The sequence below is a fragment of the Vibrio navarrensis genome (assembly GCF_015767675.1).
GTDB lineage: Bacteria > Pseudomonadota > Gammaproteobacteria > Enterobacterales > Vibrionaceae > Vibrio.
In genome coordinates this window covers 1,126,346-1,152,500 of record NZ_CP065218.1, presented here as the reverse complement: position 1 = coordinate 1,152,500, position 26,155 = coordinate 1,126,346, and the positions used below count along the sequence as shown (strand labels likewise).

The window sequence follows — 26,155 nt, the reverse complement described above, 5'->3', positions numbered from 1 at the left end:
CTTGTGACTAGGCGGCTTATGCCACCTGTTCGGTTTTGATTGGCGCGGCCATTTGCGCTTCAAAAAACGTCTCATGCAGGGCACAGATCGCTTTGCGATACTCTTTGTCACTCACCACAAACTGCACATTGACGTTGCGCATAGACGAGTGCAGTGCCGCTGGCGTCACGCCGTTATTCATTAAGCAGCTCACCCCTTTGGCCAGCGTTTTATTGGTATCCATTTGCGAGCCGATGGCGGAAATCAACGCCACCATGCGCCCTTTTGTCGATGCTTTGGGATAGCGTTTTTCCGCTTTGTACAGCACTTGGTTAAGATTTTCAGCACTGCCCCCCAGATAATAGGTGATTGAGTTAGCGTTCATCTCTTTACCAATCAAACTCACTCGTGCCTCGGAGATGATTTCCATCAACTCATAGCTGACATTATCCACCTGACCGACCATGGTTTGATCAAAAAGATGCAGTGCAAATACCTTCTCTTTGCCTGCAATGATCTCCACTTTCTCCGTTTGTGGTACGTAGTCTGCCGAGATCAGCGTGCCCGGATGTTCAGGTTCAAAAGTGTTTTTGATTTGCAGCTCAATACCACTTTCACGCAGACCCGCCGCCGCATTGGGGTGGATCGCTTCCATACCCAAATTCGCCAACTGATCGGCGACATCATAGTTGGTGTGGCCAATGGGTAACACTTTGCCCGGGCCAACCATACGCGGATCGGCGGAGCTCAAATGGTACTCTTTGTGAATCACCGCCAGATCAGCATTGGTGAGTGAGGCAATACGGCTAAAAGTCATCTCGCTGTAACCGCGATCATAGGTGCTCATCAACCCCTCTTTACAATACGCGTAGCCGGTGACGATCGGCAGCTCTTGTGTCAGGTCGATGCTGGCAAACGCCGCGTTGATCGTCTCATCCAAAGATTTGGGTTCTTCGGTATTCCAGCCAGAGAGATCGACAAAACGCGCGTTGATGCCGACGCTTTTTAACTTGAGCGCGGTATTAAACGCACTGTGCGCTTCACCAATTGAGGCGAGAAACTCGCGAATTTGTGGTAAATAGTGGCGCAAAGAAAACTGCCCGTACTGACAGGTTTGCAAAATATTGGTAATGCAGTTACGCGCTTCGGCGATGCGCGAGCGGATGAACTTGTCAGCACGCAGTCGATTCATCGGATCGGCAAAGATGTTTTCATTCGTCAGCAGCATGCGCTGCTCCACTTCACACAGCGACTCCTGCCACTCGTCGTTGCGTTTGGCAATGTGTTGGTAAACGCCCGGTTTGGCGGTTTTCTTGCCTTCGAGGAGCGCGTCAGTCATGCCGCTGTAAGCCGAAACGACAAACACGCGATGATAAGGATTGGCGGGGCGCAGGATGATGTTGTCTAACACAGCGTCAAACGCTGTCATTGAAGTACCGCCGATTTTTTCTACGGTATAAATCATGAAGATTCCTTGGTTAGTTACTAACGTGGGGAGAGAGAGAAGAAGTGGAACAGCAAGACGCTCCACTTCAAGGTTGAATCAGTCAACCAGCGGGTAGACGCCGTGCTCGTCGTGCACCTCTGCGCCAGTGATTGGCGGATTAAACACACACGCCATCACCATCTCTTTGTTTTTATAGGCGCGCAGGAAATGTTCGTCATGCTTATCGAGGATGTACAAAGTGCCGGGTTTGATTGGGTAGGTCTCGCCACCCACCACTTCGATCTCACCTTCGCCGCTGATGCAGTACACCGATTCAAGGTGGTTTTTGTAGTGGATATGGGTTTCGCTATCTTGATAAATCGTGGTGATATGGAACGAAAAACCCATATTGTCGTCTTTAAGTAGCATGCGCACACTTTCCCAGTTTTGCGCAACCACACGACGTTCACTGTTTTGGCACTCTTCTAGCGTTCTTACAATCATTGTTCTTCCTTAGTTAACCGACGTTTTTAAAATGGCTGGCTGCGACGGATTCGACCGCCTGTTCGAAAATCTCTAGCCCTTGTTTGAGCTCGCTTTCGGTGATGGTCAGGGGCGAGAAAAACTTCACCACTTCATCATTTGGCCCAGCGGTTTCAATCACCATTTTTTTCTCAAAGCAGCTGGCGGCAATGGCTCTAGCGACTTCACCGTTTTGGCACTCAATACCACTCATCATGCCTCGCCCTTTTTGACGTACGAACAGTTCTGGAAAGCGCTGCACCGCTCTAGTGACAACGTCACTCACTTGCTGCGCACATTGCTGAATGTGACGGCTAAAGTCATCATTCGACCAGTAGATTTCCAGTGCGCTGGTCGCAGTGACAAAAGCGTGGTTATTGCCGCGAAACGTGCCGTTGTGTTCACCGGGTTTCCAAACATCAAGCTCAGGTTTGAGCAGCACCACCGCCATCGGTAAACCATAACCGCTGAGTGATTTCGACAGCGTCACCATATCTGGCACGATGCCCGCAGGTTCAAAGCTGAAAAACGTTCCTGTGCGACCACAACCCGCTTGAATGTCATCGACAATCAGTAAAATATCGTGGCGCTTACAGAGCGCACTGAGGCGTTTAAGCCAAGAGCTCGACGCGGCGTTTAAGCCCCCTTCCCCCTGCACGGTTTCTAACAGAACCGCCGCTGGTTTATCCATACCCGCAGAGTTGTCACCGAGCATGGTTTCAAACAGCGCCAGACCGTCGACGCCCGCATAGCCTTCAAACGGAATACGAGTGATGTTAGGCAAAGTTATGCCCGCGCCTTGACGATGGTGCTGGTTACCTGTCGCCGCCAGCGCTCCTGCGCTACAGCCGTGAAAACCGTTGGTGAAAGCCACCACATTGCTTCTGCCTTTCACTTTACGCGCCAGTTTCAGCACCGCTTCCACCGCGTTGGTCCCTGTTGGACCTGTAAACTGCATTTTGTAGTCAAGCGATCTAGGTTGCAGAATTAAGCGTTGGAAGGTGTCCAAAAAGGTGGCTTTGGCACTGGAGTGCATGTCCAACCCGTGGGTTAAACCGTCCATTTCAATGTATTGAAGTAGCGCTTGTTTTAGGACAGGGTTGTTGTGGCCGTAGTTGAGAGATCCTGCACCGGCAAGGAAATCTAAGTAGCGCTCTCCATTTTCCGTTTCCAGCCAACACCCTTTAGCTTTGTGAAAGACCACCGGAAAGTGGTTTGAATATGAACGAACGTTGGATTCTTGCTGAGTAAAAATATCCATGTTGAGACCGTTTTTGATTCCTATTTATTGAGGAGTGTCTAGCGGAATACGATAGAGATATTCCGTATCGTGTTTGCCTTTGAAATGGGCGTCTTCATCGAGAAAAGTAGTCACTTTGCCTCGTTTGCCGTGCTGCTCATCCAGCTTTTCAAACAGCGCCCAAGAGGCTTGATTTTGTTCGGTAATGGTGGTTTCGACCGCTCGAACCTGTTTAAGCTGCTGACGATTGAGTAGCTTGTCGAGCATGCGAAATGCCAAGCCCTTACCGCGATAGCGAGGCGCCACCGCAACTTGCCAAACGAACAGTACGTCAGGCTCTTCCGGTTTCTGATAGCCGGAGATAAAACCCGCGACATCGCCTTTGTGTTCGGCAACGATGCAGGTTTGGCGAAAGTGGGTCGATTGCAGAAAATTGCAGTAGGATGAGTTCATATCCAGTGGCGGACAATCGGCGATCAAACTGTAGATCGCATCGCCATCGGTCACTTTCGGTTGTCTAAAGGTCCATTTATTGGCTGAGTGTTGTGCAATTTCAGGGTACATCACCCAGGGAGCAGAAGTAATCATATGCAGATACATTTCCATCGAGCTCTAATTAAAATTCCTATTTATTATGGCCATTATCGGCGGTTAAAAAGCAAATAAATGGCCTTTTCATTGCCAAAATCGTGATAACTATCACACAAAATAACCCATAAACGCAAATTAAATAATTAGAACACAAAACTTTAATCTAACAACAAAACGCTTATTAAAAGATGAGGGAGGATTCTCTAAGTGACTTGATTACTCAGAAAAATCCTTTACACCTTAACGTTAAACACCTCATTTCGTGACTTAGATCACACTTAACGGGATGATTGTCCGTTTTTAAAATGATTCGTACTCTAAATTTATTATCCTAATCAGAAGGGGTCACTCTCAGAAAACAATCAAGACAAAACAATGGGATATCGATATGCGAATTTTACTCACTCTGATCGCGCTGATGAGCTTGCTCGTGCCAGCCATCGCAGAAGAGCAAAGCTATTCACAAAGCGAACTGCTCGACCGACCACTGATGGAAAGGTACATACTGGATGAACTCAAAGCGCTGCGCCAAGACCAACAGGATTTGGAAAGACGCCTAACGGTACAGATCACCGATCGCGAGCTGACCGTGGCGGATAAATCACTCAACTATGCCAACGTCACGGTCACCTACTTTTTCTACATTATCGCTGGGGTTGCGTCGCTGATCGCTTTTGTCGGTTGGCAATCACTGCGTGAGTTTAAGCACAACACCATAGAGATGGCGGACAAGCGTTTGGAAACCATTGCAGAAAAATACGAGAAGAAGTTCATCGCGCTTGAACGAGATTTGAAGCGTAAAACTCGCATCATCAGCGAAAACAACCGAGAAATTGAGATCATCAACGAGATCCACAACTTGTGGCTGCGCGCACAAAGCATGCCTACCGCAGAGCAAAGAATCGATGTGTACGATGAAATTCTTGCCATTCGGCCGGGCGATTTGGAAGCGTTAACTTATAAAGCCGACGCTGCGATGGAGATCAGAGAATACAACTGGGCACTGAGCCTGTGTAATCGTGTGTTGGAGATGGACAACACCAACGGCCCGGCGCTCTATCAACGTGCTTGTGCCTATTCGCGATTGGGGGTGGAGGAGCAAGCGATTGAAGATCTGCAACGTGCGATTGACGCCAGTCCTTCCATCCGCGATTTGATCAACAATGAGCCCGATTTAGAAAGCCTGCAGGGCAATCCGCATTTTGACCGTCTGTTTAGTCGTAGCAGTGAGCGAATGACGCAAGAAGGCAGTTTGGAATGAAGCGATGGGCGCAGCGAAACACGCTGCGCCCATGTAAAAGCGGAAAGTTTAGATCGAGAGCGGCAACAGTTCCATGCCTAACACACCGCTGATGCTCATCACCACCAGCAGCGAAATTTTAAACACCGAGCGCGCCCAGCTTTCGTAATTCTGCTGCGTTACAGGTTTAAATGTAACAAGCAGCCAATAGCCACTCACCAACGACGCCACGGCCAGATACTCATACCCCGCACTGCCAAGTGCAAACAAGGCGAACGCCACAACGGCAAACGCCACCACATACGCCTTCATATGGCGCTGCACTTTTTCAATCCCGTCAATCACAGGCAATACCGGAATGCCCGCTTGGCGATAGTCATTTAAACGGAACATGGCGATGGCGTAGGAGTGCGGCATTTGCCACAGGCAGAACAAGACGAACAGCAGTACGGCTTCAATATCGATGTAGTTGGTGACGGCTAAATAGCCGACCAGCGGCGGTACGGCACCAGAGATGCTGCCCACTAGCGTGCCGTACACTGAGGTGCGTTTGTATATCATGGTGTAGAAAAAGACATAAAACACGTAGCCAAGCAGCACGATCACCGTCGAGAGCGGATTGACCAAGGTATACAAGGTGGCGGTCCCGGCCAGCAGCATCACCAAAGCATAGACAAACGCGTGGTCGCTGTTGACTTTACCCAGCACTAAGTCGCGCTTCGCAGTACGCGCCATTTTGACATCGATATCGCGATCAAAAATATTGTTGATCACGCAACCAGAGGCAATCACCAGCGCCACGCCAAGTAAGGTTGGCCACATCAGATCCCAGTTCGCCCCTTCCGTTTTTGCAGCGAGGAAAAACCCCGCTGCAACGGAAATCAGATTACCGAAAATGATGCCTGGCTTAGTAATAGACAGGTAACTTTTCAGCATCTCACACCTTTAACATCATGTTTTGATGCAAGTGCCACATGATCCACAGAGAGCCCGCGACCAGAATAAGCACCACAATGGCACTGAACACTAAGGAGACCATGTTCCAACGGCCATCTTCACTTTTCACTTCCATGTGTAGGAAGTAGGCAAAGTGAACGACGATCTGCACCACAGCGCAGCCAAGCAGCACAGCGTAGGTTACCGCTTGTGGCAGGCTTTGTGACCACGCAAAATAGAAAGGGATCACGGTTAGAACCAGTGCAAACACAAACCCTTTCACGTAGTCACGCGCACCTGTATCTGCATGTTGATTGCTCATTACATTACTCCTAACAGGTAAACGATGGTGAAGACACAGATCCAGACGATGTCAAGGAAGTGCCAGAACAAGCTCAAGCATTGGAAACGCGTTTCCATCATGGCGTTGAGACCTTTAGTACTCAGTTGGTGGTAACACACCGCCAGCCAGATCAAACCAAAGCTCACGTGCAGACCATGCGTGCCCACCAGCGTGAAGAAAGCAGAGAGGAACGCGCTGCGCTGCGGGCCAAACCCTTCTTCAATCAGGTGATGGAACTCGTAGATCTCCATAGCAATAAAGCCCAAGCCGAGCAAGAAAGTGATGGCGAGCCAACGCTTCATCATCGTCACATCGCGACGTTTCATCGCGATCATGCCAAAACCAAAGGTGATACTGCTCAGCAGCAGTAACATGGTTTCGGTGAAGACGAACGGCAATTCAAAAATATCTTTGCCGATCGGCCCGCCCGCGTTGGCAGAAACCAACACGGCGTAAGTGGCAAACAGAGTGGCAAACAGAATGCAGTCACTCATCAGGTAGATCCAGAAACCGAATAGCTTGTTGCCACCGGTGTCGTGGTGATCGTGAGCGTGAGCATCAGCGTGCATAGGTCACCTCCATCTCATCTTTCTTCTCTGGCGCGTTGTAAGCCTGCTTCGCTTGTGCCCATTTTGCACGTCGCTCAGCTTCAATCGCTTTGATTTCATCAACTTGCACGTAGTAATCCACGTCGTCGTTGTAGCTATGTCTGATACAAGTGATCACAATACCGACCAAGCTTGCCGCCGCCAGCCACCAGATGTACCAGATCATCGCAAAGCCAAAGGCCATCGCCCATGCGGAAACATACATCCCCGTTGGGGTATTTTTCGGCATGTGGATTGGCTCATACTCGACCTCGTTCATTGGATCAAACTCACCACGCTGCTTCTGATACCAGAAAGCATCAATCTCGTCGCCTTTCGGCAAAATGGCGAAATTATAGAATGGCGGTGGAGAAAAGGTTGACCACTCCAGCGTACGTGCATCCCACGGGTCGCCAGTCAGGTCAAGGTTCTGCTTGCGATCGCGAACGCTGACAAAAATCTGCACGAACTGGCACAAAACGCCCAGCGCGATCACCGCCGTACCTGCTGCGGCAATCGCCAGCAGAGGGAAGAACTCAGGGTTAAGATCTTGGCTGATACGACGCGTCATGCCCATAAAACCGAGCGCATACAGCGGCAAGAAGGCCATACAGAAGCCGATAATCCAGCAGTAGAATGCACGCTTGCCCCACGCTTCGTTGAGCGTGAAACCGGTCGCTTTCGGGAACCAGTACGTTATCGCAGCGAAACAGCCAAAAACCACCCCGCCGATGATCACGTTATGGAAATGCGCAATCAAAAATACCGAGTTGTGCAGCACGAAATCAGCGCCCGGTACAGACATCAATACGCCAGTCATGCCACCAATGGTAAAGGTGATCAAAAAGCCCACGGTCCAAAGCATTGGCGTGGTGAACTTGATGCGGCCTTTGTACATGGTGAACAGCCAGTTAAAGATTTTCACCCCAGTCGGGATGGAAATGATCATGGTCGCGATACCAAAGAAGGCGTTTACGTTTGCGCCAGAACCCATGGTAAAGAAGTGATGCAACCAAACCACGAAAGCCAGCACAGTAATCACAATCGTTGCCCACACCAAAGAGGTGTAACCAAACAGTTTCTTACGCGCAAATGTCGCGGTCACTTCCGAGAACACACCGAACACTGGCAGCACAAGGATGTACACTTCTGGGTGGCCCCAAGCCCAAATCAGGTTGACATACATCATCATGTTGCCGCCCATGTCATTGGTGAAGAAGTGCATGCCGAGGTAGCGATCCAGCGTCAGCAGCGCAATCGTCACGGTCAGGATCGGGAACGAAATGATGATCAAAATGTTGGCGCAGAGAGAAGCCCAAGTGAACACGGGCATCTTCATCATCGGCATGGATGGCACACGCATACGCAAAATGGTGACAAAGAAGTTCACCCCAGAGAGCGTCGTTCCCACACCGGAAATTTGCAGCGCCCAAATCCAGTAGTCGACCCCGACGCCTGGGCTGGCATCAATACCAGACAGCGGCGGATACGCCAGCCAACCCGTACGGCCAAATTCACCGAGACCAAGCGACAAGTTCGTCAGCACCACACCGACCATGAACAACCAGAAGCTCAAGTTGTTCAGGTATGGGAAGGCAACGTCACGGGCACCGATCTGCAGCGGAACAATGATGTTCATCAGACCAATAACCAGCGGCATGGCAACAAAGAAAATCATAATCACACCGTGTGCGGTGAAGATCTGATCGTAGTGGTGCTGCGGTAAGTAGCCCGCCTCGCCTGCCGAGGAAAGCAGTTGTTGGCTACGCATCATTACCGCATCGGCAAAACCGCGTAGTAGCATCACCATCGCAACGGCAATGTACATAAAGCCCAGTTTTTTGTGGTCTACCGAGGTAAACCATTCATTCCATAAATATTGCCATTTGCCTGCTTTGGTGACTAAAGCCACCACTGCAAGACCCGCAAGGGCAACTACGGCCAACGTAATCATGATGATAGGTTCATGATACGGAATCGATTCAAGCGTTAATCTACCAAACATGGGTTATCCTTCATCTTCGACCAGACAAGCCGCATCAAAGCTCGCGTTCATTGAGCCCGGATACTGAGTCACCACGTTGGCGAACAGTTCTGGGACGACGGTGGAGAAGTACTTCACTGGTGCATCAATGGTTGGCTGCGCCAACGCCTTGTATGCAGGCAGATCCGGCAATTGATCGGGGCTCGATTTCACTTGGTTAACCCAAGCATCAAAGCTCGCCTGATCGGCCGTTGCGGTCGCGGTAAACTTCATGTGCGAGAACCCTTCACCGCTATAGCTCGCGGCAACACCATCAAAATCACCATCATGATTGGCAATCAAGTGCAGGCGCGTCACCATGCCTGGCATCGCGTAAATCTGGCTGCCCAAACTTGGAATGAAGAAGGAGTTCATGATGTTGTCTGAGGTGAGTTTAAACTCGATAGGCACATCTTTAGGAAAAACAACATGATTGGTGGTCGCGATATGCTGCTCTGGGTAGATAAACAGCCACTGCCAATCCAAGGAAACCACTTCGATGGTCATCGGTTTGACATCGCTGACCAGCGGTTTTGAGGGCTCCAATTCATGGGTAGAACGCCAAGTGATGGTGGCAAGCACCGCGATGATGATGATAGGAATCGTCCATACCACCACCTCAATTTTGGTCGAATGAGACCATTCAGGTGCGTACTCTTCTTTCGTATTCGCTGAGCGGTATTTGAAGGAGAAGTAGATAGTCATCAGGATCACGGGGATCACCACAATGAGCATCAACAACAGAGCTGTAATGATCAACTCTTTTTCCTGAACACCAATAGCGCCTTTCGGATTGAGCAAAGCATAATCGCATCCACAGAGCATGAGCGCGGCAATAGCAAGCCCAGCCCTCGACAAGATGCGTATATATCTTGAGGCTTTCATTTACTTTCTCGATGTCTTGATGACCTTTATTGGTTGCGCTTGTACGTTGCAAGCTCAGTGCAATAAGGTCGTTATAGTCATTAGAATTATATTTTGTTGAGCATATGCAACATCGACAATGAATCGTTCACAATTGGCAACATGAAATAAAAACCTATATTTCATGTGGTTAAATTGTTACACGATGCAATACTTTGTTACATTCGCGCAATTATGCTTGTATCAAAAATGAAGCTCACCACCTGATTGCGAAAACTTACATTCCACAAATAGTGTTTTAAACGTTAAAAACATTACTTTTTAGAAGGAAATTCTTCATCACCGAACAGATTTGCTTGCAAACAAACAATTCACCCTATGTATTGATTGCAAGTGCAATATTGAAAATAAAAATCCCCTGTCGAAAATAAAATCTTTCTCTCTTTTAGAAAAGCAGGTAAACACTCATCTTTCATTGCTAATAAAATAGAAATCGCCTAAAAGAAATAGGTAAAAACATCATCAATACTATCTGATAAATTAATTTTATTTTAAGAGAATAACGTTTTTAACTGTTCATATAGGAGCAAGTAATTCGATTCGTTATCTTCTTTGCATGGCAGATCTACCCAATATTTACTTTTAGTGATCATTTCCACTGACTTGGGTTATCAAATAGCCTTCACCTGAGATACCTGACTGAAATATTTACGCATTTTAGCAAACTAGACTATACTCAACACATTTCAATCATCGCGAAGAGAGAAAGGACAAACAAGCATGATAAGACTGGTTGATCGCAGCTTTGTTTCCACAAGATCTGTGTTATCCGTTATCTCTTGGCTATTTTTCATGCTCGCTGTCGCTATCATTGGCAGCCTCTATTACCTCCTTATTTCTTTGGACGATATGTCTGCATCTGAGTTCAAACAACGCGTTTCGCTGGCATTAGACGTAGAAAAAAAGCATCATCAAGATATATTGAGTGAATATACTTATTGGGATGAAGCCTATTTTAAAATATTTCACGAAAACGACGAAGAATGGGTAAGAATCAATACTGGTAGCTTTTTAATTAATAGCTATAATTTATCTTTTAGCTTGGCGTTTGAAAAAAGGCTCAATAAGTCACTGTTAGTCAATAATGAAAATAGTCAAGCATTAACCGTTGATGAGATTATGAACGATGATTTTCATCAACTCAGTGACACGCACTATCAAAATGAAGAAGAGAAAAAACTGTCCAGCGGCTACATCACGATCAATAACAACCTCTATCTAATCGTTGTTGGTCCTTTTATTGACGAATCCACCTACCAGCCACGGGAAAACGGTTTTCTGGTGATTGGAATAAAGATGGACAGCGATTACATTTTATACTTAGCCAAAAAGTATAATTTGGGTCATCTTAGTGTTGCGTCAAGCACTCACGTTGCCAGCAAAGATGAAGAGAGCATGATACTGCTTTCACCAACAGGCACACCAGCGGCGAAGATCATTTGGATGCCGAATTTGCCCAGCACCGCCGTGCTGCCAAATATTACGCTGATCATTATTCTCTTTTCACTAGTGGCGATTGTTGTTACTCGCTATATTCTCTTGGCTGAACAGAAAAATCGCACCGCCTACGAGAATAAAATTTATCTCGAAGCCACACGAGATAGCCTGACCAATATTAGTAATCGGCGTCATTTTATGGAGCAAGCCAACAAAGAGTTCACCTCCGCACGTAAGAATAATGAACGTTTCTTTGTGCTTGTTTTAGACCTCGACCACTTTAAAGCCATTAACGACACCTATGGACATAGAAGTGGTGATAAAGCGCTGATTCATTTTGTCCGCTTGTGCGAACAACATTTATCTGAAAGAGACATTTTTGGTCGCATTGGCGGTGAAGAGTTTGCACTAGTACTCTCTCGTTACAATCGCAGCCACGCGATGTACAAAGCTTATGCCATTCGCAAAGCGGTGATGGAAAACCCTCTTCAGGAAAAACGTCAAACCATCAGCATGACCGTCAGTATCGGTGTGGCTGAATGTACCAACCAAGCTACGCTGGATGAACTGTTGGAAGAGGCAGATAAGGCCATGTATCAGGCCAAACACGCTGGTAGAAACCAAGTCATCCAACTTTGACAATAAGCTTTTAAGAAATCGAAAAGTGACCAGCAAGCGTTTGATTCTCGTCTAGCTTTAACTATGCTCAAAGAAACCCTGACTGAGGAAAATCGTATGACACTATTAAAACAGACATTGATTTCACTGGCCTTGCTCTTTTCTCCCTTGCTCAAAGCCGATGTACTGACTCTCACCTCGCTTGACTGGCCGCCTTACTCTTCTCAACAGCTAAAACAGAAAGGTGCTTCGATCGCGGTCGTTAGCGCTGCGCTTAAAGAGATGGGGCATGAACTGAAAGTCGAGTTCTATCCGTGGGAACGGGCTGTTCATTTGGCAAAAAACGACGCTCGCTACGCAGGCTACTTTCCTGAATATTTGTTTGAATCCAGTGACCTACTTTTTTCAGATTCCATTGGCCTTGGTCCTCTAGGCTTTGCCGAAAACAAAGCTATGCCTGTGCAATGGTCCACACTAGCGGATCTTAAGCCGTATACTATCGGCGTGGTACGCGGTTACGTGAATACTGATGAGCTCGACCAAATGATCGCCAACGGCACGTTGAAATCCGAAGCGGTAAACAGCGATAGCCAAAACCTAACTAAGTTAGGGCACAAACGTATTCCGCTGGCCGTCATCGACAGTAACGTTTTCCAATATTTGATCGACAACACGCCCTCTTTGCAAGCTTTCAAAGCCGATTTACAGATGAACCCGAAACTGCTGGTCGAGAAATCTCTCCACGTTGCTTTTACTAATAACCAAGATGGCCAACGTTGGCAGGAGATTCTAAATCAAGGCCTAAAACGCATCGACGTCGACAAAATCATGGCGGATTATTTGGCAAAATAGCGAGTGTCGTTTGCAATGGTTTCACTAAATCAGGGAGAACATATTCATGCATTTTGCTCGAGAGGCTTTGAAGCGGATAGTCGTCTCTAGCCTTTTTATCAGCGTGTTAGCCGGTTATGTCGCATGGACGATTGCCGTCGAGAGCGCAGAAAAGGAGACGGTCAATTTAGCCATAGAAGCCTCTTATGGAGCCGTCGCGCATTTTCAACTTCCCGTTTCGAACGATGCCGAATTTAAACAAAAGGGGTTACAGACTACCAACAGCTTAATCTTAGATTGGTTTGACATAACCGAAATGTATGACCGCTCAGGCAAAAAAATCGCAGAATCTTTAACACCAACAGGGCACGCGATCGAGAGTGCCCTTCCTCATCATGTGACTCCCACCAACAACACCGCATCCTATGAAAGCCTTCATCTAAAGAGCGGAGAGTGGATTTTGCGCACATTCGTTCCGCTTGAAACAAACAACCAGCGCTGGGGTTACCTTGAAGGGGTACGGGTGGTTCCTGATTGGCAACGCAATGACATACGCAACTTTTCACTTTGGGTGTCCGTGATTGCAGCCAGTTCAGCTTGGCTTTGTGCCATCATCATCTATCCCCTTATCCTCTTCCTCAACAAACAGAATGTCCGCTACACTGCTGCGATGAAAACAGCCAATATCGATATGATGTTCACGATGGGGAAAGCGATTACCCTCAGAGATTGCGATACGGGCGCTCATAACTACCGCGTTGCATGGTTAGCCAGTGAGCTGGCGGAAGAAAGTGGCCACGATCTCAAAGCGATGAAAGCGCTCATTTTAGGTAGCTATCTTCACGATGTCGGGAAGATTGCTATTTCAGACCGTATTTTGCTTAAGCCCGGAAAGTTGTCTGACAGTGAAATGGACATCATGAAATCCCATGTTAATGAAGGTGTTAGAATGATAGAAGGCATTCCTTGGCTCGAAGACGCCAAACCCATCATTGAATCACATCACGAAAAATGGGACGGCAGTGGCTACCCGAACCGACTTTCTGGCGAAACCATCCCACTGAACGCACGTATATTTGCTATTGCCGACGTCTTTGATGCCTTATGTGCTAAACGGCCCTATAAAGAACCCTTTAGCTTTGAGAAAGCACTCTCGATCATTGTTGAAGGGAAAGGTTTCCATTTTGATCCCACCCTAGTTGAACACTTTCATCGCATCGCTAAACGCCTGTACGACACTATCTGCATGGCAGACGAAGAAACCTGTCGGAGCCTAATGAGCGCGAAAATAGAGCAATATTTCTTTATTGATAACCACGGCGACACTCTTCGTTAATCGCTATTTTTAACAGCCAAGACTTCCTTGTTGGTGACTTTGCGAGAAAACAGCGATTGCCCGAACACGTTAATCACCAGACCAAGCGCAATCACCACAACGCCGAGTATTTGGAACACGCTGAGGTTTTCGTCCAACAATACCCATGCACTAAGCAAACCAAATACCGGAACCAAGAGTGAAAGCGGAGCAACCATGGCGGTTGGATAGCGGCTTAACAAGTTGCTCCAGCCGCCATAACCAACGATGGTCGCGAGCAACGAAAGGTAAACAATTGACAGCACATTATGCCACTCAATATGCACCAATGAATCGACGATCTGCGACTGCCCTTCGACCACAAAAGAAGCGATAAAAAATGCAACGGTTGGCACCAAAGCACTCCAAACGATCAGAGACATCGTCGGTACTGCGTAACGTTGCATGATCACCTTGTTGGTAATGTTGCCCAGCGCCCAGCACGTCGCAGCCCCCAAAATCAGCACCAAGGTAAAGAGCGTGACAGAAGCACTGCCTTGCTCTTGAGCAGCCGCCAGTAAATAAATACCAATACCAGCAATGCTCACCGCAATAACATTGTGCATGCGAACGCGCTCTTTAAGCAGCACTACACCCAAAAGCAAGGTGATAAAAGCTTGTGCTTGCAATAGTAGCGATGCTAACCCAGCCGCAAGTCCCACATTCAACGCCCAGAAAAGCAGCGCAAATTGCCCAAAGCTGATGGTCAGCCCATAAGCGCACAGCCATTTAAGGGGTAGCTTGGGACGTGGAATAAACAAGATCGCCGGGAAAACCACCACAGCGAATCGTAAGCCCGCCAAGAGTAGCGGCGGCATGCCCTGCAAACCCACTTTGATCACCACAAAATTCACGCCCCACACCATCACAATAGTTAAGGCCAATAATCGGTCACGAAAAGACATGTTTATCCTTATGTAAAGTGCGGTATCTGAAAGTAGAACGCGAATCTCACCGGCCTTTAACAAACCTTGCGCTCAAACAACTGATAGGACAGACTGCCCTATTTACAATTGGATAACAAGCCATCAGGCCGTTGTACAGAGATAGAAAACAAAACACATATCGATTACAATAGCACGGCTTGTTTGTGTTACTCATATGAAGTGACAAAATTACCTGTATTTCCTATGCCGCCCTAATTTTATTGGGGCGGCATTTCATTTAGGAGCAAATCAATGACAAACAAACCTTCGATCATCGTATCGACACTCGATATGGACCGTATTAGCACATTACTGGAAAAGGCAACCCAATGGTCTGTAGAGCTAGAGAAATTGGAAGATGAGCTCGACCGAGCAACCGTAATGGCTTCCAGTGAGATGCCAAGCGACGTGGTTACCATGAATTCCACGGTCCGCTTTAAATTTGTTGGCAGCGATAACAGTATGGAAAAAACGCTGGTTTACCCTGATCAAGTTCGCAGTAGTGAAGACATCTCGATCTTTGCCCCAGTAGGAAGTGCCCTGCTTGGCTTGTCTGTCGGCCAACAGCTAACCTGGCCAATGCCAGGCGGACAAGAAAAAACCATCGAAATCATTGATGTCGTTTATCAGCCAGAGCGTGCTGGTGATTTTCACCTCTAAACGTTAGGCTGTCTGGTGCAAAGAACAACCGCTTTGCACCAGGAGAGCTCAATTACAATCAACATTAAACCTCTGGTTCAATGTACTGCATAGCATTCATGCAGACTCCGCCCTGATACTCACCGAACATTCTCACGTTAACTCTTTGACGCTGTGATAGATTTATCAAAAACACAACCGCCTAAGCTCGCTAACGTGAAACATCAGCAGTAGACTACACTTAGTAAAAATGAGATACGGGCGTAATTGATGAAATACATATCGAATACAAGTGTCGTTCTGGCCATTTTTTTAGGTGCCGTTACCAGCGCGGCAGCTTCTGCCCGTCAACCCGTTGCGCTGGAGCTCTACACTCAAGAATTCCCGCCACTGCAATTTATGCTGGATGGTAAACCGCAAGGTTATGTGATCGAGTTTGTCACTGCACTCGTGCAAGACGCGTCTAAAACGATACCACTTGAGATCAAACAGATTCATTTCGCGCCTTGGAATCGCGCGATAAAAACCACCATAGAGACAGAGAACACGCTGTTTTTCTCCGTGTCACGTACTCCCGAGCGTGAAGATAAATTTCAATGGATTGGCCAAGTTTCGCCTTACAAAGTCGGCTTATATCGGCTGGCAAGCGGCCCTCAAGTCAGCGCCAAAAATTTAGAGGAATTGAAGGGCTATCGTTTCGGTTCGCAGGTCGGCAGCTCGTTTAGTGAACTGCTGGCAAAAAACGGCTTAGGTCAGGTCATTCCGGTAGAAAAGGGCAAAGAAGCCATCAGGCTGCTGCACACTCACCGCGTCGATTTTGCTCCCATGGTTGAGGCCAGTTTCCACTATCGAATGCAAGAATATGGCTACGACCCACATGAGTTTGTCAAAGTCATGAACGTTACCCCTTTGTGTCAGGATCTATGGCTGGTCACGGGCAATCACACTTCCGCTTCCGTGGTTGAGGCTTTGAGAAGCAGCTATAACAACTTGCAGCAACAAGCCTATCTCGAGCAACTCGTGGCAGAATTTACCCCGACCAGCGCTATCATGCTGCGCTACAGCGAGAGTAAGGCGACTCCGCGATAATGCCTTCACTGCTTCATTTTGACTCTACCCTGAAGTGAATTCATCACTGGCACTCCTACCCCGTTAGAGCGATAATCCCGCCCTTTGCGAGCAACCAGCTCAACGATAGCAATACATAAGCAATACAGAAGTAGAAAGAGAGCAATGACAACTGAGCCAACGGTCATAATTGGACTGCATAATCCCAAAAGCCCCACCAATGTCGGCGCGGTAATGCGCGCGGCGGGTTGCTACAACGCCACTCAGGTGCGATACAACGGCAGCCGTTATAGCCGCGCGGCAAGATTTCAGACCGATACACAAAATAGTCATGAGCGGATTGCTTTGCTGGAGATGGACGACCTCACCGCCAGCCTCGAAAGCAATGTGGAAATCGTCTGTGTCGAACTGGTGGTCGGTGCCACTGCCCTGCCGCATTTCGCTCATCCTGAAAAAGCCATTTATCTGTTTGGCCCGGAAGATGGCTCATTGCCGCAAGAGGTGGTCGACAGAGCACATCATGTTGTTTATGTACCCACTCACGGCTGCATGAATCTCGCCGCGACCGTCAATGTGGTTATGTACGATCGCTTAGCAAAAACACTCGGCGCGATTGACGATAACGCGCAAGTCATCGCCAACCGCGATAACAAAAACCGTTTACGAGTCAAAGAAAGCGGTTATAAAGAAAGCGGTTATTAGGGTAGCTCTAATAAATCAAAGCCACGACATCTCTCTGATCCATTTTTGCATATAAGGGTAGCCTTTTTCTGAGTCCGTCATTTCCCAGGCGACCAGTAAAGGAAAACCGAACCCTTTCCCTTGTGAGAATGCATCAATTAAACTGTTGCTTCCACCTCGATAACCTTCTTCATGGAAGACGAGATTCAGCGGTAGCTCTAAATGCGTTACGGCCGCGACCGCCCATGCTGTTGCGGCCATCTCTTCCCCATGCATACGTTGCGATTCACGCCCGTTAAGCAAACCATTTTTATAGATGTCGCCATGTAGGAACTGGCGCTCTTGTGGCTCACAAACGGCAATGTGCCCGGCTTCATGCAAAATATCCCCCGCAAACGCCAATTTATCGAGATCAATCTGCAAAACGCCATGGTGTAAATGTAAACCGGGCAAAAACGTTTTTTGCTCTATCGAAGCGCGCTCAAAAGGCACACCAATTTGAGTCAAAAAGCCCATGATTTTTTCTGCTATCGCCCTATCCATCTGCCGTTCCTTTGCCTTCACGCTGTTGTATTTCTGACCATTACCTTCGCGTATGCGTGGCGATTTTTCAATTCGACAGCGGTGTTGTCGTCAGATTTAGCCGGACATATCTCGTTTTTAGTTGCCTTTTGGGCCAATTAATCTAGTTAGGCTAACGAGCCTTGCCAAGTTTGCAAGACTCTAAATAGTTGCATTTTTATCACCCATAATCACCGTTGGGGAATCGATGCAATATTACTTAATGTTGATGCCTCTATGTAGACCTTATTAGATAGTGCGTGCTATCGATAGAAATGCTATTTTTTGCATCTATTATGTAAAAACAGACATCAAAACATAGCGAAAATCATGGACAGAATTTGGCGTCAATATTTGGAAGTGGCTTCTTGTAAAAATGTTAGCCACGCTGCAAAAAAACTCTGCATCAGCCAGCCTACACTGACCCACAATATGAAGAAATTGGAAGCCGAGCTTGATATTGTCCTGTTTAACCGTTCATCAAAAGGTATCACATTGACAGAGAGTGGCGAGTTACTGCTTGAGCAGACTCGGATCATGCAGCGCCTTTATGACAACACTCTGAGTAAACTGGCTCATGTTAACAAACGTCAGGAACGAGAACTGAAAGTTGGTACCGGCCATGCCTGGTGGCATCTTTTCCTTAGAGAGGCCGTAAAAGATTACCGTCAAAAACACCCTGGAGCTAATATTACGATTGATGTGGGAAACCATTTACCACAAATGGACTTGCTACTAAGTGGTGATATCGACTTGTTCATTGGTCACGAAATTACCGGATTAAGCAGAAAGGCAGAAGTGAAGTTTCTCCCGTTGCGTATAACCGAAAACAGCGTATTTGTTCGCAAAGAGCATCCACTGACGTACAAAAAAAATTGCACTCTTCAAGATCTCGTCGAATTCCCTACACTGGAAGTAAAACCAAGCGAAGATCGGTATCAACATCTGATAGAAGATCCTCAAGAGATCAAACTGTACCGCTCCATACATCAACTGACCGAAAAAATAATCTATGCCAGTAATTCACTCAGTGTCAGTATGGACCTAGTCAAAGACAGCAATGCCTTGCTGCCTTTTCCTGAAGTCATGGCGGACTATTTTTCTGATTTTGGATTAGTTCCATTACCATTGAACGAAACGTACTCAAAGGCATCCTTCGGTATCTACTTACTTAGAGAATCCAGTGAAGATAACCATATATGTGAGCTCGTGGCACTGATAAATCATTATATAGATGGAAAATTTGGTTATCTTAAAGCGGCAAACTAATTCTACGTTACTCGCTGAAAGCGACTTTCCGCCACTGAAACCAAGCCTTTAGTACAAGCCAATCTTGGTGATAACGGCTCCGGGCAGAACACGAGGTTAGTGAAAGAATACAACCCATCTAACAACTGCATTTCACTGGAACAGGCATCAGATACATGGAGTAAATCCACAAGTTCACGAGCCGGCAGTTTTAGTTCACTCTCATAAGCGAAATGAATCTCGTACTTATTGCTTCCGTTCTGATCAAGAACATTTCGTTTGGTCGTCACGGTTAAACCGGACTCACTGCGGGAAAATGTATAGCAGATTGCGTCATTGCCGAGAGGGTAATATTCAATATCACTACCGACACTAAGTGACAACGAGAACCTTGTGATACCTACTTGAAAATCACTTGATAGCTGTAAAGTATTACCTTCACTTAATAAGACATTACTCTCAAGATCCGAAGGTTGTGCATCTAGCCACTGATGAGGGAGCTTACTAACCAAGCGTAGTCTACCCTCTATGTTCGTTAACTCTAGTTCTCTCGGGACACTCATCGCTCCTCGCCAATGGGAGGTAGGGATGCTATCTGCATATAAATTATTGCTCATCCAAGCGATAGCGATACGTCGACCATCCGCAACATCAGACCAACTTTGTGCTGCATAGAAATCACGGCCATGATCCAACCACAGCACACTTTCATCTGAGTTTTCATTCACAAATTGATACCCATCGAAGGCACCTACAAAATACTGAGTACCAGTTCCGCCCGTCGGTCCGCAATGCTGCACACCGGCAACCAATACCCAATATGTTTTATTCTCAAATGTAAGCGGAAAAAGATCAGGACATTCCAGTGCACTCTCGTCATGAGCTCCAGCAGTAGCACCAAATACGCTGGATTTCTTCCAATTTTGCATGTCTAGTGAGCGGTAAATTCCAATATCCTGTCCTTCTGAAACAACCATAATCCATGCCTCTGACTCATCATGGCGGAACACCTTGGGATCACGAAAATCAAGTAACCCAGGATTCTCTAATACAAGGCTGCTTTCCTCCTTGATCCAACTTTTGCCACCGTCACGGCTGACGGCAACATGTTGGCTCTGAATCCAAGCTGAGCCGTCTTTGGGCTGAAAATTTGCCGTATAAAATGCAACTACACCTGGGTGAGTATTCTGCTTATCAAAAAAGCCACTTGAATTTTTCCAGTCAATAACAGCGCTACCGGAAAAACAAGCACCAAACCTATCCGGTTTAAGCGCGACTGGCATATGAATCCAGTTTAAAAGATCTTTAGATACTGCATGTCCCCAGTGCATGGGCCCCCATACAGTGTCAAAAGGGTGATACTGATAAAAGAGATGATATTCGTCATTAATACAAACTAGGCCATTGGGGTCATTCAACCAGCCAAAAGGCGGTGTAAAGTGAAACTTAGGGCGATAACTATCGCTGGTTAGAGGTCTCATCGAGGTATCCTTAAACCAATAAGAATTGGCCCGCAAAGAAAATTGCGGGCTAAAGCGAGTGGATAAGTGAAATAACGTTGATTATTTGGTCATTTGTTTTTTGGCATCTTCAAGAGCCGCGTCTACAGTTTGACGGCCATCAACAATATTAACAATGGCACTCTTAACCGCACCCCAGAACCCATTCATTTCTGGTATATTGGGCATAATTTCACCATTGATAGCATTATCCATTGTCGCAGCTATACGTGGATCTTGTTCAAGTTCTTGCTGAAAAGACTTTAGTGCTACTGCCCCCAAAGCGGAATCGTTATTAACCGTTCGTAAACCTTCTTTGGTTAGCAGGTAGTTCTCCAAAAATTCGATCGCCAGATCTCGATTGGGAGAGGCAGTGCTAATACCTGCAGCCAACACACCTACAAAAGGTTTTGAATCTTGACCATTGAACTTCAGCAACGTGGTTACACCGTAGTTTACGCCTGATTTGTCCATATTGGTCCAAGACCAAGGACCGTTGATCGTCATAGCAACACGCCCCTGATTAAATTCAGCTTCTGATACGGAGTAATCCATATCGGCGGAGATGACTCCTTTGCTTACCAAACTTTTCACCAGTGACATTGCGTTTTTTGCCCCCGAATTCGCTACACCAGCATCCTTGACGTCATAACCAAAAGCAGTTTTCTTAAAGGCATAACCACCATTTGCAGCCATCAAAGGCCAAGTGAAATACGGCTCTTTCAAATTCCACATAATGGCTTTCTTGCCATCCTTTTGCAGTTCTTTATCTAGAGCTTCAATTTCTTCCCAGTTCTTTGGAGGATTAGGAAGTAGGTCCTTGTTATAGATAAGAGATAACGATTCAATTGCGATTGGATAGCCGACAATCTTACCTTTGTAGTCCACTGCATCCCACGCAAAATCTACGATACCCTCTTTAGTGGCTTTTGAAGGCTTTATTTCGACTAGAAGGCCAGCTTCAGCATATCCACCAAACCGATCGTGGGCAAACAGCATGATATCTGGACCATCTCCTAATGCTGCGGTTTGAGGAAATATATCTTGCAGAGAACCAGGATGAGCAACTGTCACCGGAATACCCGTATCTGCCTCAAAGCGTTTACCGACCTCAGCCATTCCCTTATAGCCTTTATCACCACTCATCCAGATTGTTAACTGCCCCTCTTGAATCGCTGCAAAAGAGTTCATTGGACTGATTGCTACAAAAGTACTTAGTGCAATCATGCTTAGGTTCATCTTCTTCATCATTGGATTCCATTTCACGTATATTATCGGTTTGCAAAAATTCGGTTAAGACCACTGTTTATTGTATGTTAAATAGCCAACCTTGATTTCCCACCCATAATATGAAATCTACTCAAGGGGATGAAATGCATATTTCCTAGCACTTCCATAGAAAAATTCTATATCAAACCTAAATTAGGTGATCGTTGGCAAGGTATTCTTATTTAAATGGCAGGAGTTCAATCTAAAAAGCGTGAATTGTTTATCAAAATGTAGGCCTGCTAGCAGCGCATGGGCAGGAAGGGAAGTGATTGCCAGCAGTTCCTTGAAGGAAAGTTAAAGCTCACTCGCACCGTCGAAAAGCCATCTCAAACATAGGCACTGGGGCTCCTTATCTTTGAGGTAGAAGTTATCTACCAGCTTCGGTGATAAGTTCCGAAAAATAGTAAAAGCTTGTCTCTGTCGCCACTTACCCTTTTTGACGTAAAAAAGAGCCGCAAAAAGCGGCCCTTAATTGTGCATTATTTTTTCGATGTGTTGGCTTACTTCTCTTTACCAAACACATTGTTCTCTTGCTCAAGAACTCGGATGAAAGTGGTGCGTTTGGTAAGCTCGCGAAGCTCTGCTGCGCCTACGTAGGTACAGGTTGAACGCACGCCACCAAGGATGTCTTGAATGGTGCCGTGGACACTGCCGCGGTATGGCAATAGTACGGTTTTTCCTTCCGCAGCGCGGTAGCCCGCAACGCCGCCGGAGTGCTTGTCCATCGCGCTCTTTGAAGACATGCCGTAGAACTTCATGTAGCTTTCGCCATCTTTCACCACTAACTCACCGCCTGATTCCTCATGGCCAGCGAGCATGCCGCCTAACATCACGAAATCTGCGCCGCCGCCGAAGGCTTTCGCGACATCGCCAGCACATGCGCAGCCACCGTCACCGACAATGCGGCCACCAAGGCCGTGCGCGGCATCGGCACACTCAATGATGGCAGAAAGCTGTGGATAGCCAACGCCCGTTTTCACGCGAGTGGTACATACTGAACCTGGGCCGATACCCACTTTAACGATGTCTGCGCCAGCAAGGATCAGCTCTTCGCACATATCGCCAGTGACAACGTTACCTGCTGAGATCACTTTGTCTGGGAATGCGGCACGCACTTGCTGAACGTACTCCACCAAATGCTCAGAGTAGCCGTTAGCGATATCGATGCAGATGAAAATCAGCTCGTCAGAAAGCGCCATCACATCTTTGGTTTTTTGAAAATCCGCTTCTGATGTGCCGGTTGAAACCATCACTTTGTTGAGCGTTTCACGGTTCGCCCCTTTGACGAAATCGGCCCAATCTTGCACGGTATAGTGTTTATGAACGGCGGTCATGACACCATGTTCAGCCAAGGCTTTCGCCATTTCGAAGCTACCCACCGAGTCCATATTGGCGGCAATCACAGGTACACCAGACCATTGACGACCACTATGTTTGAATGTAAACTCGCGGGTTAAATTTACTTGAGAACGGCTTTTCAGGGTAGAACGTTTCGGGCGAAACAGGACATCTTTAAAACCTAACTTAAGTTCTTGTTCGATACGCATTGTGTAATTCCTTGATTCATAACTGTATGTGTCATCGCAGAGTGCGTAGTAACCAAGTTGGCAGACGAGGTTACTGTTTTTCGGACACAAAAAAACCGGAGCGTTGGCAGACGCTCCGGTTTTCAGCATTATAGGTTGTGATTTTTTTTCGACAAGTCTGATTTTTCACTTTTTTTTGTGCTACCATTGCCGAGTTTTCATACCTTAAACACCCTCAGTTTTCTTTCTTCCATTTTTCCTTTTTTATTTCAGTACGTTATCATCAAACACCTGAGCAATCGCTTGCGCAATCCTTTCCCCGCTATTTCTAATCACTTGATGGTTTTTGTCAAAGTGCGCAGTAAGTCGACGCGGCTTCGATGTGCGTAACAAACTTCTCTCCGAGAAAAAATAGGCAATTTATAGGAAAAAAGGACTGATTCTTGCTAAGTATTATTTAACGTACCTATTTTTTGCCACTCGGCAAACGGACAACGAAGGCTGTGTTGAATATGAAAAAGATGACTCTTGTAACGCTGGCATTGCTGGCTACCCTACCGACAGCGATGGCGCACGCCAAAGGACAACGAGGTGCTCTGTATACCAATGTCGGAGCGACCATGGTCACCAACAACTCAAATGATGAACTCGCTTACTTTATTCAAGCCGGTTACAACCACCAACTAACCGACTTTCTCTCGGCCGATCTGAGCTACAAAAAAGTTGAAACCTTGAACAAAAGTGTCTCGGCGACTTCTAACGATTTCGCGCAAACATACAACTCTTACGGCCTTGGCCTGCGCGTTGACCAACACCTCGGCATTTTGAGCGTGTATGGAAAAGCAGGGGCGAGCTACATTGAGTCAGAGCTGACGACGTGGGATGCAACCAATTCGGTGGAGAAAGTGGATAAGGACAGCAGTGTCAAGCCTTATGCCAGCGCCGGGGTCAGTTTGGCGTCGCCGTTTGACCAGCGCTTGACGCTGGATGCGGCGGTCACATACCAAATGCTACCAAACGATGAGCATGCGACCTCGATCAGCGCGGGCGTTAACTTCTCGTTCTAATGTTATACCTTGTTGCCTGATCGCCGATTGATCAGGCTTTTCCATTCAGTAAGCGGCGAATTTCATCCGGCAAATCGGAAGCGAGCAGCCCTATTTCACCGTGGCGCTGCGCGCAAAGATCGGCAGCGCAGCTATGCAGCAACACCCCAAGCCTAGCCGCCGACAGCAGTGGTAACTTCTGCGCCAGCAATGCGCCAATCACTCCAGCTAGCACATCCCCCATGCCGCCACTGGCCATGCCGGGATTGCCTGCATCACACACGTAGGTTTTATTGCCATCACAAATCAGAGTCCCTGCCCCTTTCAACACCGCTACGCCGCCATATTGCGCTTGCAGCACTTGAACAGCAGCAAAACGATCCGCCTCGATTTCCGCGACACTGCAACCAAGTAAACGCGCCGCTTCGCCGGGATGGGGCGTAATGACGCGCAGATCATTGTGATCCGGGTGCCTTGCCAGCCAGTTGAGCCCGTCTGCATCCAGTACACACGGTCCATGGAACGCTTTTATCGACAACCAAAGACTCTTCGCCCACTCATCCAACCCCAATCCAGGCCCTGCGACCAACACATCAGCCCAACCGATGCGCTTTTCCAACTCCGCCGAGTTTTGCATCCAAGCGGCGGTCATGACTTCAGGGCAACTCACTTGCAGCGGCAAAGCGGATTCAGGGTGCGTCAACGCCACCAACAAGCCAGCGCCACTTCTTGCCGCCGCACCGGCAGCAAGGCGAATGGCCCCCGCCATACTGCGATTTCCGCCCATCAAAAGCAGTTTGCCATGATCGCCTTTGTGCGCAACGGGCGAGCGTTTTGGCAGCCAATCCGCCAAGCTGTTTTTGTCCATCGCCTCAATGTACGTCTTCACCTGCCGAGCAAAGTGATCAGCGACCTCTAATCCAGCAAAATGGAGCTTGCCGCGGCATGCTCTCGCTTGCCCGGTCATGAGGCCTTGCTTGATACCAATAAATGTGATGGTGTGTGCTGCGTGCACCGCTGCGCCAAGTATTTGCCCGCTATCGGCACACAAGCCCGACGGAATATCAATGGACAACACAGGTTTACCACTGTGATTGAGCATGTCGATCAGTGTCACCAGCTCACCGCGAACCAAGCCGCTTAACCCCGTACCAAGCAGCGCATCCACCACCACATCACATTGATTCAACAAAAGTGGTAACGCTTTTTCACTCATGATGGTTCCGCCGCCGCGCTGACATGCCAGCATCGCCTCACGCGCATCGCCTTGCAATCGTTCCGGCTCGCCAACTTGGACTAAATGCACCACCATTCCGTGCTCTTTCGCCAAACGAGCCACTACATAGCCGTCACCACCGTTGTTGCCTTTGCCGCACACCACGCACAGCTCACGCAATGATGGGTACTGTTCCATCATCAGGGCAAAGGCCGCCGCTCCCGCGCGCTCCCGCGCGTTCCATCAACTGATATAAGCTGACGCCCTGCGCTTTGGCGACCACAACTTCTCCCTCTCTCACTTGACGAGCTTGATAAAGGCATTGAGTGTTTTGTGATGGCATACCATCGCTCTCCCGAATCCGTGACTGGTGATGAAGTAAAAAGCCAAGGAGTTCCTTGGCTTTTGCTGGCATTTGACGATTT

The 26,155-nt window shown here is 47.5% G+C and carries 23 protein-coding genes and 1 pseudogene; 9 read left to right on the top strand and 15 right to left on the bottom strand.

The features are described from left to right. Nucleotides 1-16: 16 nt before the first annotated feature. The 4 genes from I3X05_RS21880 to ectA form a co-directional block, all read right to left on the bottom strand. The gene (locus I3X05_RS21880; RefSeq protein WP_193157851.1) at nt 17-1,444 is read right to left on the bottom strand and encodes an aspartate kinase; all 1,428 of its coding nucleotides are present in this window, start codon (nt 1,442-1,444) and stop codon (nt 17-19) included. A 78-nt stretch (nt 1,445-1,522) separates the two neighbouring features. Beyond that, nucleotides 1,523-1,909 carry an ectoine synthase gene (locus tag I3X05_RS21875; protein ID WP_045569486.1) on the bottom strand — a complete coding sequence of 129 codons (387 nt, stop codon included), beginning with the start codon at nt 1,907-1,909 and terminating at the stop codon, nt 1,523-1,525. A 13-nt stretch (nt 1,910-1,922) separates the two neighbouring features. Further along, nucleotides 1,923-3,188 (bottom strand): diaminobutyrate--2-oxoglutarate transaminase, encoded by a 1,266-nt coding sequence (ectB, locus tag I3X05_RS21870; RefSeq protein ID WP_193157850.1) that lies wholly within the window; start codon nt 3,186-3,188, stop codon nt 1,923-1,925. 24 nt (nt 3,189-3,212) lie between these two features. Then, on the bottom strand, nt 3,213-3,755 hold the full coding sequence (gene ectA / locus I3X05_RS21865; RefSeq protein WP_082069581.1) for a diaminobutyrate acetyltransferase: 543 nt from the start codon (nt 3,753-3,755) through the stop codon (nt 3,213-3,215). Between the two features lie 391 nt (nt 3,756-4,146). Here ectA and I3X05_RS21860 point away from each other — a divergent pair, with 391 nt between their 5' ends. Further along, the gene (locus tag I3X05_RS21860; protein WP_045569488.1) at nt 4,147-5,019 is read left to right on the top strand and encodes a tetratricopeptide repeat protein; all 873 of its coding nucleotides are present in this window, start codon (nt 4,147-4,149) and stop codon (nt 5,017-5,019) included. A gap of 48 nt (nt 5,020-5,067) precedes the next feature. Here the strand turns inward: I3X05_RS21860 and cyoE are convergent, their stop codons facing one another. From cyoE to cyoA, 5 genes are read right to left on the bottom strand one after another with little or no spacing between them, the layout of a single operon-like run. Next, entirely contained in the window at nt 5,068-5,934 is an 867-nt protein-coding gene (gene cyoE / locus I3X05_RS21855) for a heme o synthase (RefSeq protein ID WP_193157849.1), read from the bottom strand. Between the two features lies 1 nt (nt 5,935). Then, entirely contained in the window at nt 5,936-6,256 is a 321-nt protein-coding gene (cyoD, locus tag I3X05_RS21850; RefSeq protein WP_039436599.1) for a cytochrome o ubiquinol oxidase subunit IV, read from the bottom strand. Next, nucleotides 6,256-6,846, bottom strand: coding sequence for a cytochrome o ubiquinol oxidase subunit III (gene cyoC, locus I3X05_RS21845; protein WP_045569490.1), 591 nt, complete (start codon nt 6,844-6,846; stop codon nt 6,256-6,258). Before cyoC ends, cyoD begins: the two co-directional genes overlap by 1 nt. Continuing rightward, nucleotides 6,836-8,869 (bottom strand): cytochrome o ubiquinol oxidase subunit I, encoded by a 2,034-nt coding sequence (gene cyoB, locus I3X05_RS21840; RefSeq protein WP_193157848.1) that lies wholly within the window; start codon nt 8,867-8,869, stop codon nt 6,836-6,838. Before cyoB ends, cyoC begins: the two co-directional genes overlap by 11 nt. Nucleotides 8,870-8,872: 3 nt before the next feature. Next, nucleotides 8,873-9,772, bottom strand: coding sequence for a ubiquinol oxidase subunit II (cyoA, locus tag I3X05_RS21835; RefSeq protein ID WP_193157847.1), 900 nt, complete (start codon nt 9,770-9,772; stop codon nt 8,873-8,875). Nucleotides 9,773-10,531: 759 nt separating this feature from the next. Here cyoA and I3X05_RS21830 point away from each other — a divergent pair. The 3 genes from I3X05_RS21830 to I3X05_RS21820 all read left to right on the top strand — a co-directional run bounded on the left by I3X05_RS21830 (nt 10,532) and on the right by I3X05_RS21820 (nt 14,033). Continuing rightward, nucleotides 10,532-11,887 (top strand): sensor domain-containing diguanylate cyclase, encoded by a 1,356-nt coding sequence (locus I3X05_RS21830; protein ID WP_193157956.1) that lies wholly within the window; start codon nt 10,532-10,534, stop codon nt 11,885-11,887. Nucleotides 11,888-11,983: 96 nt separating this feature from the next. Beyond that, entirely contained in the window at nt 11,984-12,718 is a 735-nt protein-coding gene (locus tag I3X05_RS21825) for a substrate-binding periplasmic protein (RefSeq protein WP_045569493.1), read from the top strand. 46 nt (nt 12,719-12,764) lie between these two features. After that, entirely contained in the window at nt 12,765-14,033 is a 1,269-nt protein-coding gene (locus I3X05_RS21820) for an HD-GYP domain-containing protein (protein WP_193157957.1), read from the top strand. Here the strand turns inward: I3X05_RS21820 and I3X05_RS21815 are convergent. Further along, nucleotides 14,030-14,956 carry an EamA family transporter gene (locus I3X05_RS21815; RefSeq protein WP_045569495.1) on the bottom strand — a complete coding sequence of 309 codons (927 nt, stop codon included), beginning with the start codon at nt 14,954-14,956 and terminating at the stop codon, nt 14,030-14,032. The two genes, I3X05_RS21820 and I3X05_RS21815, sit on opposite strands and share 4 nt — an antisense overlap. Nucleotides 14,957-15,229: 273 nt before the next feature. Here I3X05_RS21815 and rnk point away from each other — a divergent pair, with 273 nt between their 5' ends. The 3 genes from rnk (at nt 15,230) to I3X05_RS21800 (ending at nt 17,386) form a co-directional block, all read left to right on the top strand. Beyond that, nucleotides 15,230-15,637: a nucleoside diphosphate kinase regulator gene (gene rnk / locus I3X05_RS21810; RefSeq protein WP_193157958.1), complete on the top strand. Its 408-nt coding sequence runs from the start codon at nt 15,230-15,232 to the stop codon at nt 15,635-15,637. A gap of 249 nt (nt 15,638-15,886) precedes the next feature. Continuing rightward, complete coding sequence (locus I3X05_RS21805) at nt 15,887-16,705, top strand: substrate-binding periplasmic protein (RefSeq protein WP_193157959.1); 819 nt, start codon at nt 15,887-15,889, stop codon at nt 16,703-16,705. Between the two features lie 144 nt (nt 16,706-16,849). Next, complete coding sequence (locus I3X05_RS21800) at nt 16,850-17,386, top strand: RNA methyltransferase (RefSeq protein WP_045569497.1); 537 nt, start codon at nt 16,850-16,852, stop codon at nt 17,384-17,386. Between the two features lie 15 nt (nt 17,387-17,401). Here I3X05_RS21800 and I3X05_RS21795 read toward each other — a convergent pair whose 3' ends face one another. Beyond that, nucleotides 17,402-17,908, bottom strand: coding sequence for a hypothetical protein (locus I3X05_RS21795; protein ID WP_045569498.1), 507 nt, complete (start codon nt 17,906-17,908; stop codon nt 17,402-17,404). Nucleotides 17,909-18,256: 348 nt separating this feature from the next. Here I3X05_RS21795 and I3X05_RS21790 point away from each other — a divergent pair, with 348 nt between their 5' ends. Continuing rightward, nucleotides 18,257-19,195: a LysR family transcriptional regulator gene (locus I3X05_RS21790; protein ID WP_045569499.1), complete on the top strand. Its 939-nt coding sequence runs from the start codon at nt 18,257-18,259 to the stop codon at nt 19,193-19,195. Nucleotides 19,196-19,197: 2 nt separating this feature from the next. Here I3X05_RS21790 and I3X05_RS21785 read toward each other — a convergent pair whose 3' ends face one another. The 3 genes from I3X05_RS21785 to I3X05_RS21775 form a co-directional block, all read right to left on the bottom strand. Next, the gene (locus tag I3X05_RS21785) at nt 19,198-20,655 is read right to left on the bottom strand and encodes a glycoside hydrolase family 32 protein (RefSeq protein WP_193157960.1); all 1,458 of its coding nucleotides are present in this window, start codon (nt 20,653-20,655) and stop codon (nt 19,198-19,200) included. An 81-nt stretch (nt 20,656-20,736) separates the two neighbouring features. Next, nucleotides 20,737-21,924, bottom strand: a complete 1,188-nt coding sequence (gene malE / locus I3X05_RS21780) for a maltose/maltodextrin ABC transporter substrate-binding protein MalE (protein WP_413470439.1) — start codon at nt 21,922-21,924, stop codon at nt 20,737-20,739. 518 nt (nt 21,925-22,442) lie between these two features. Beyond that, nucleotides 22,443-23,489 (bottom strand): GMP reductase, encoded by a 1,047-nt coding sequence (locus I3X05_RS21775; RefSeq protein WP_045569502.1) that lies wholly within the window; start codon nt 23,487-23,489, stop codon nt 22,443-22,445. Between the two features lie 491 nt (nt 23,490-23,980). On the opposite strand from I3X05_RS21775, the gene I3X05_RS21770 reads away from it, so the two are divergent. After that, complete coding sequence (locus tag I3X05_RS21770; RefSeq protein WP_039427167.1) at nt 23,981-24,535, top strand: outer membrane protein; 555 nt, start codon at nt 23,981-23,983, stop codon at nt 24,533-24,535. A 31-nt stretch (nt 24,536-24,566) separates the two neighbouring features. On the opposite strand, the pseudogene I3X05_RS21765 reads toward I3X05_RS21770, so the two are convergent. Continuing rightward, nucleotides 24,567-26,073: pseudogene (locus I3X05_RS21765) on the bottom strand (NAD(P)H-hydrate dehydratase). Nucleotides 26,074-26,155: the final 82 nt, after the last annotated feature.

What these genes read in the sequence shown, in the direction of transcription:
- I3X05_RS21875 (WP_045569486.1), bottom strand. Translation starts at nt 1,909, where the DNA reads ATGATTGTAAGAACGCTAGAAGAGTGCCAAAACAGTGAACGTCGTGTG.
- I3X05_RS21805 (WP_193157959.1), top strand. Translation starts at nt 15,887, where the DNA reads ATGAAATACATATCGAATACAAGTGTCGTTCTGGCCATTTTTTTAGGT.
- I3X05_RS21790 (WP_045569499.1), top strand. Translation starts at nt 18,257, where the DNA reads ATGGACAGAATTTGGCGTCAATATTTGGAAGTGGCTTCTTGTAAAAAT.
- cyoB (WP_193157848.1), bottom strand. Translation starts at nt 8,869, where the DNA reads ATGTTTGGTAGATTAACGCTTGAATCGATTCCGTATCATGAACCTATC.
- cyoC (WP_045569490.1), bottom strand. Translation starts at nt 6,846, where the DNA reads ATGCACGCTGATGCTCACGCTCACGATCACCACGACACCGGTGGCAAC.
- cyoE (WP_193157849.1), bottom strand. Translation starts at nt 5,934, where the DNA reads ATGCTGAAAAGTTACCTGTCTATTACTAAGCCAGGCATCATTTTCGGT.
- cyoD (WP_039436599.1), bottom strand. Translation starts at nt 6,256, where the DNA reads ATGAGCAATCAACATGCAGATACAGGTGCGCGTGACTACGTGAAAGGG.
- I3X05_RS21880 (WP_193157851.1), bottom strand. Translation starts at nt 1,444, where the DNA reads ATGATTTATACCGTAGAAAAAATCGGCGGTACTTCAATGACAGCGTTT.
- cyoA (WP_193157847.1), bottom strand. Translation starts at nt 9,772, where the DNA reads ATGAAAGCCTCAAGATATATACGCATCTTGTCGAGGGCTGGGCTTGCT.
- I3X05_RS21820 (WP_193157957.1), top strand. Translation starts at nt 12,765, where the DNA reads ATGCATTTTGCTCGAGAGGCTTTGAAGCGGATAGTCGTCTCTAGCCTT.
- I3X05_RS21800 (WP_045569497.1), top strand. Translation starts at nt 16,850, where the DNA reads ATGACAACTGAGCCAACGGTCATAATTGGACTGCATAATCCCAAAAGC.
- malE (WP_413470439.1), bottom strand. Translation starts at nt 21,924, where the DNA reads ATGATGAAGAAGATGAACCTAAGCATGATTGCACTAAGTACTTTTGTA.
- I3X05_RS21785 (WP_193157960.1), bottom strand. Translation starts at nt 20,655, where the DNA reads ATGAGACCTCTAACCAGCGATAGTTATCGCCCTAAGTTTCACTTTACA.
- ectA (WP_082069581.1), bottom strand. Translation starts at nt 3,755, where the DNA reads ATGATTACTTCTGCTCCCTGGGTGATGTACCCTGAAATTGCACAACAC.
- I3X05_RS21860 (WP_045569488.1), top strand. Translation starts at nt 4,147, where the DNA reads ATGCGAATTTTACTCACTCTGATCGCGCTGATGAGCTTGCTCGTGCCA.
- ectB (WP_193157850.1), bottom strand. Translation starts at nt 3,188, where the DNA reads ATGGATATTTTTACTCAGCAAGAATCCAACGTTCGTTCATATTCAAAC.
- I3X05_RS21815 (WP_045569495.1), bottom strand. Translation starts at nt 14,956, where the DNA reads ATGTCTTTTCGTGACCGATTATTGGCCTTAACTATTGTGATGGTGTGG.
- I3X05_RS21830 (WP_193157956.1), top strand. Translation starts at nt 10,532, where the DNA reads ATGATAAGACTGGTTGATCGCAGCTTTGTTTCCACAAGATCTGTGTTA.
- I3X05_RS21770 (WP_039427167.1), top strand. Translation starts at nt 23,981, where the DNA reads ATGAAAAAGATGACTCTTGTAACGCTGGCATTGCTGGCTACCCTACCG.
- I3X05_RS21795 (WP_045569498.1), bottom strand. Translation starts at nt 17,908, where the DNA reads ATGGATAGGGCGATAGCAGAAAAAATCATGGGCTTTTTGACTCAAATT.
- I3X05_RS21775 (WP_045569502.1), bottom strand. Translation starts at nt 23,489, where the DNA reads ATGCGTATCGAACAAGAACTTAAGTTAGGTTTTAAAGATGTCCTGTTT.
- rnk (WP_193157958.1), top strand. Translation starts at nt 15,230, where the DNA reads ATGACAAACAAACCTTCGATCATCGTATCGACACTCGATATGGACCGT.
- I3X05_RS21825 (WP_045569493.1), top strand. Translation starts at nt 11,984, where the DNA reads ATGACACTATTAAAACAGACATTGATTTCACTGGCCTTGCTCTTTTCT.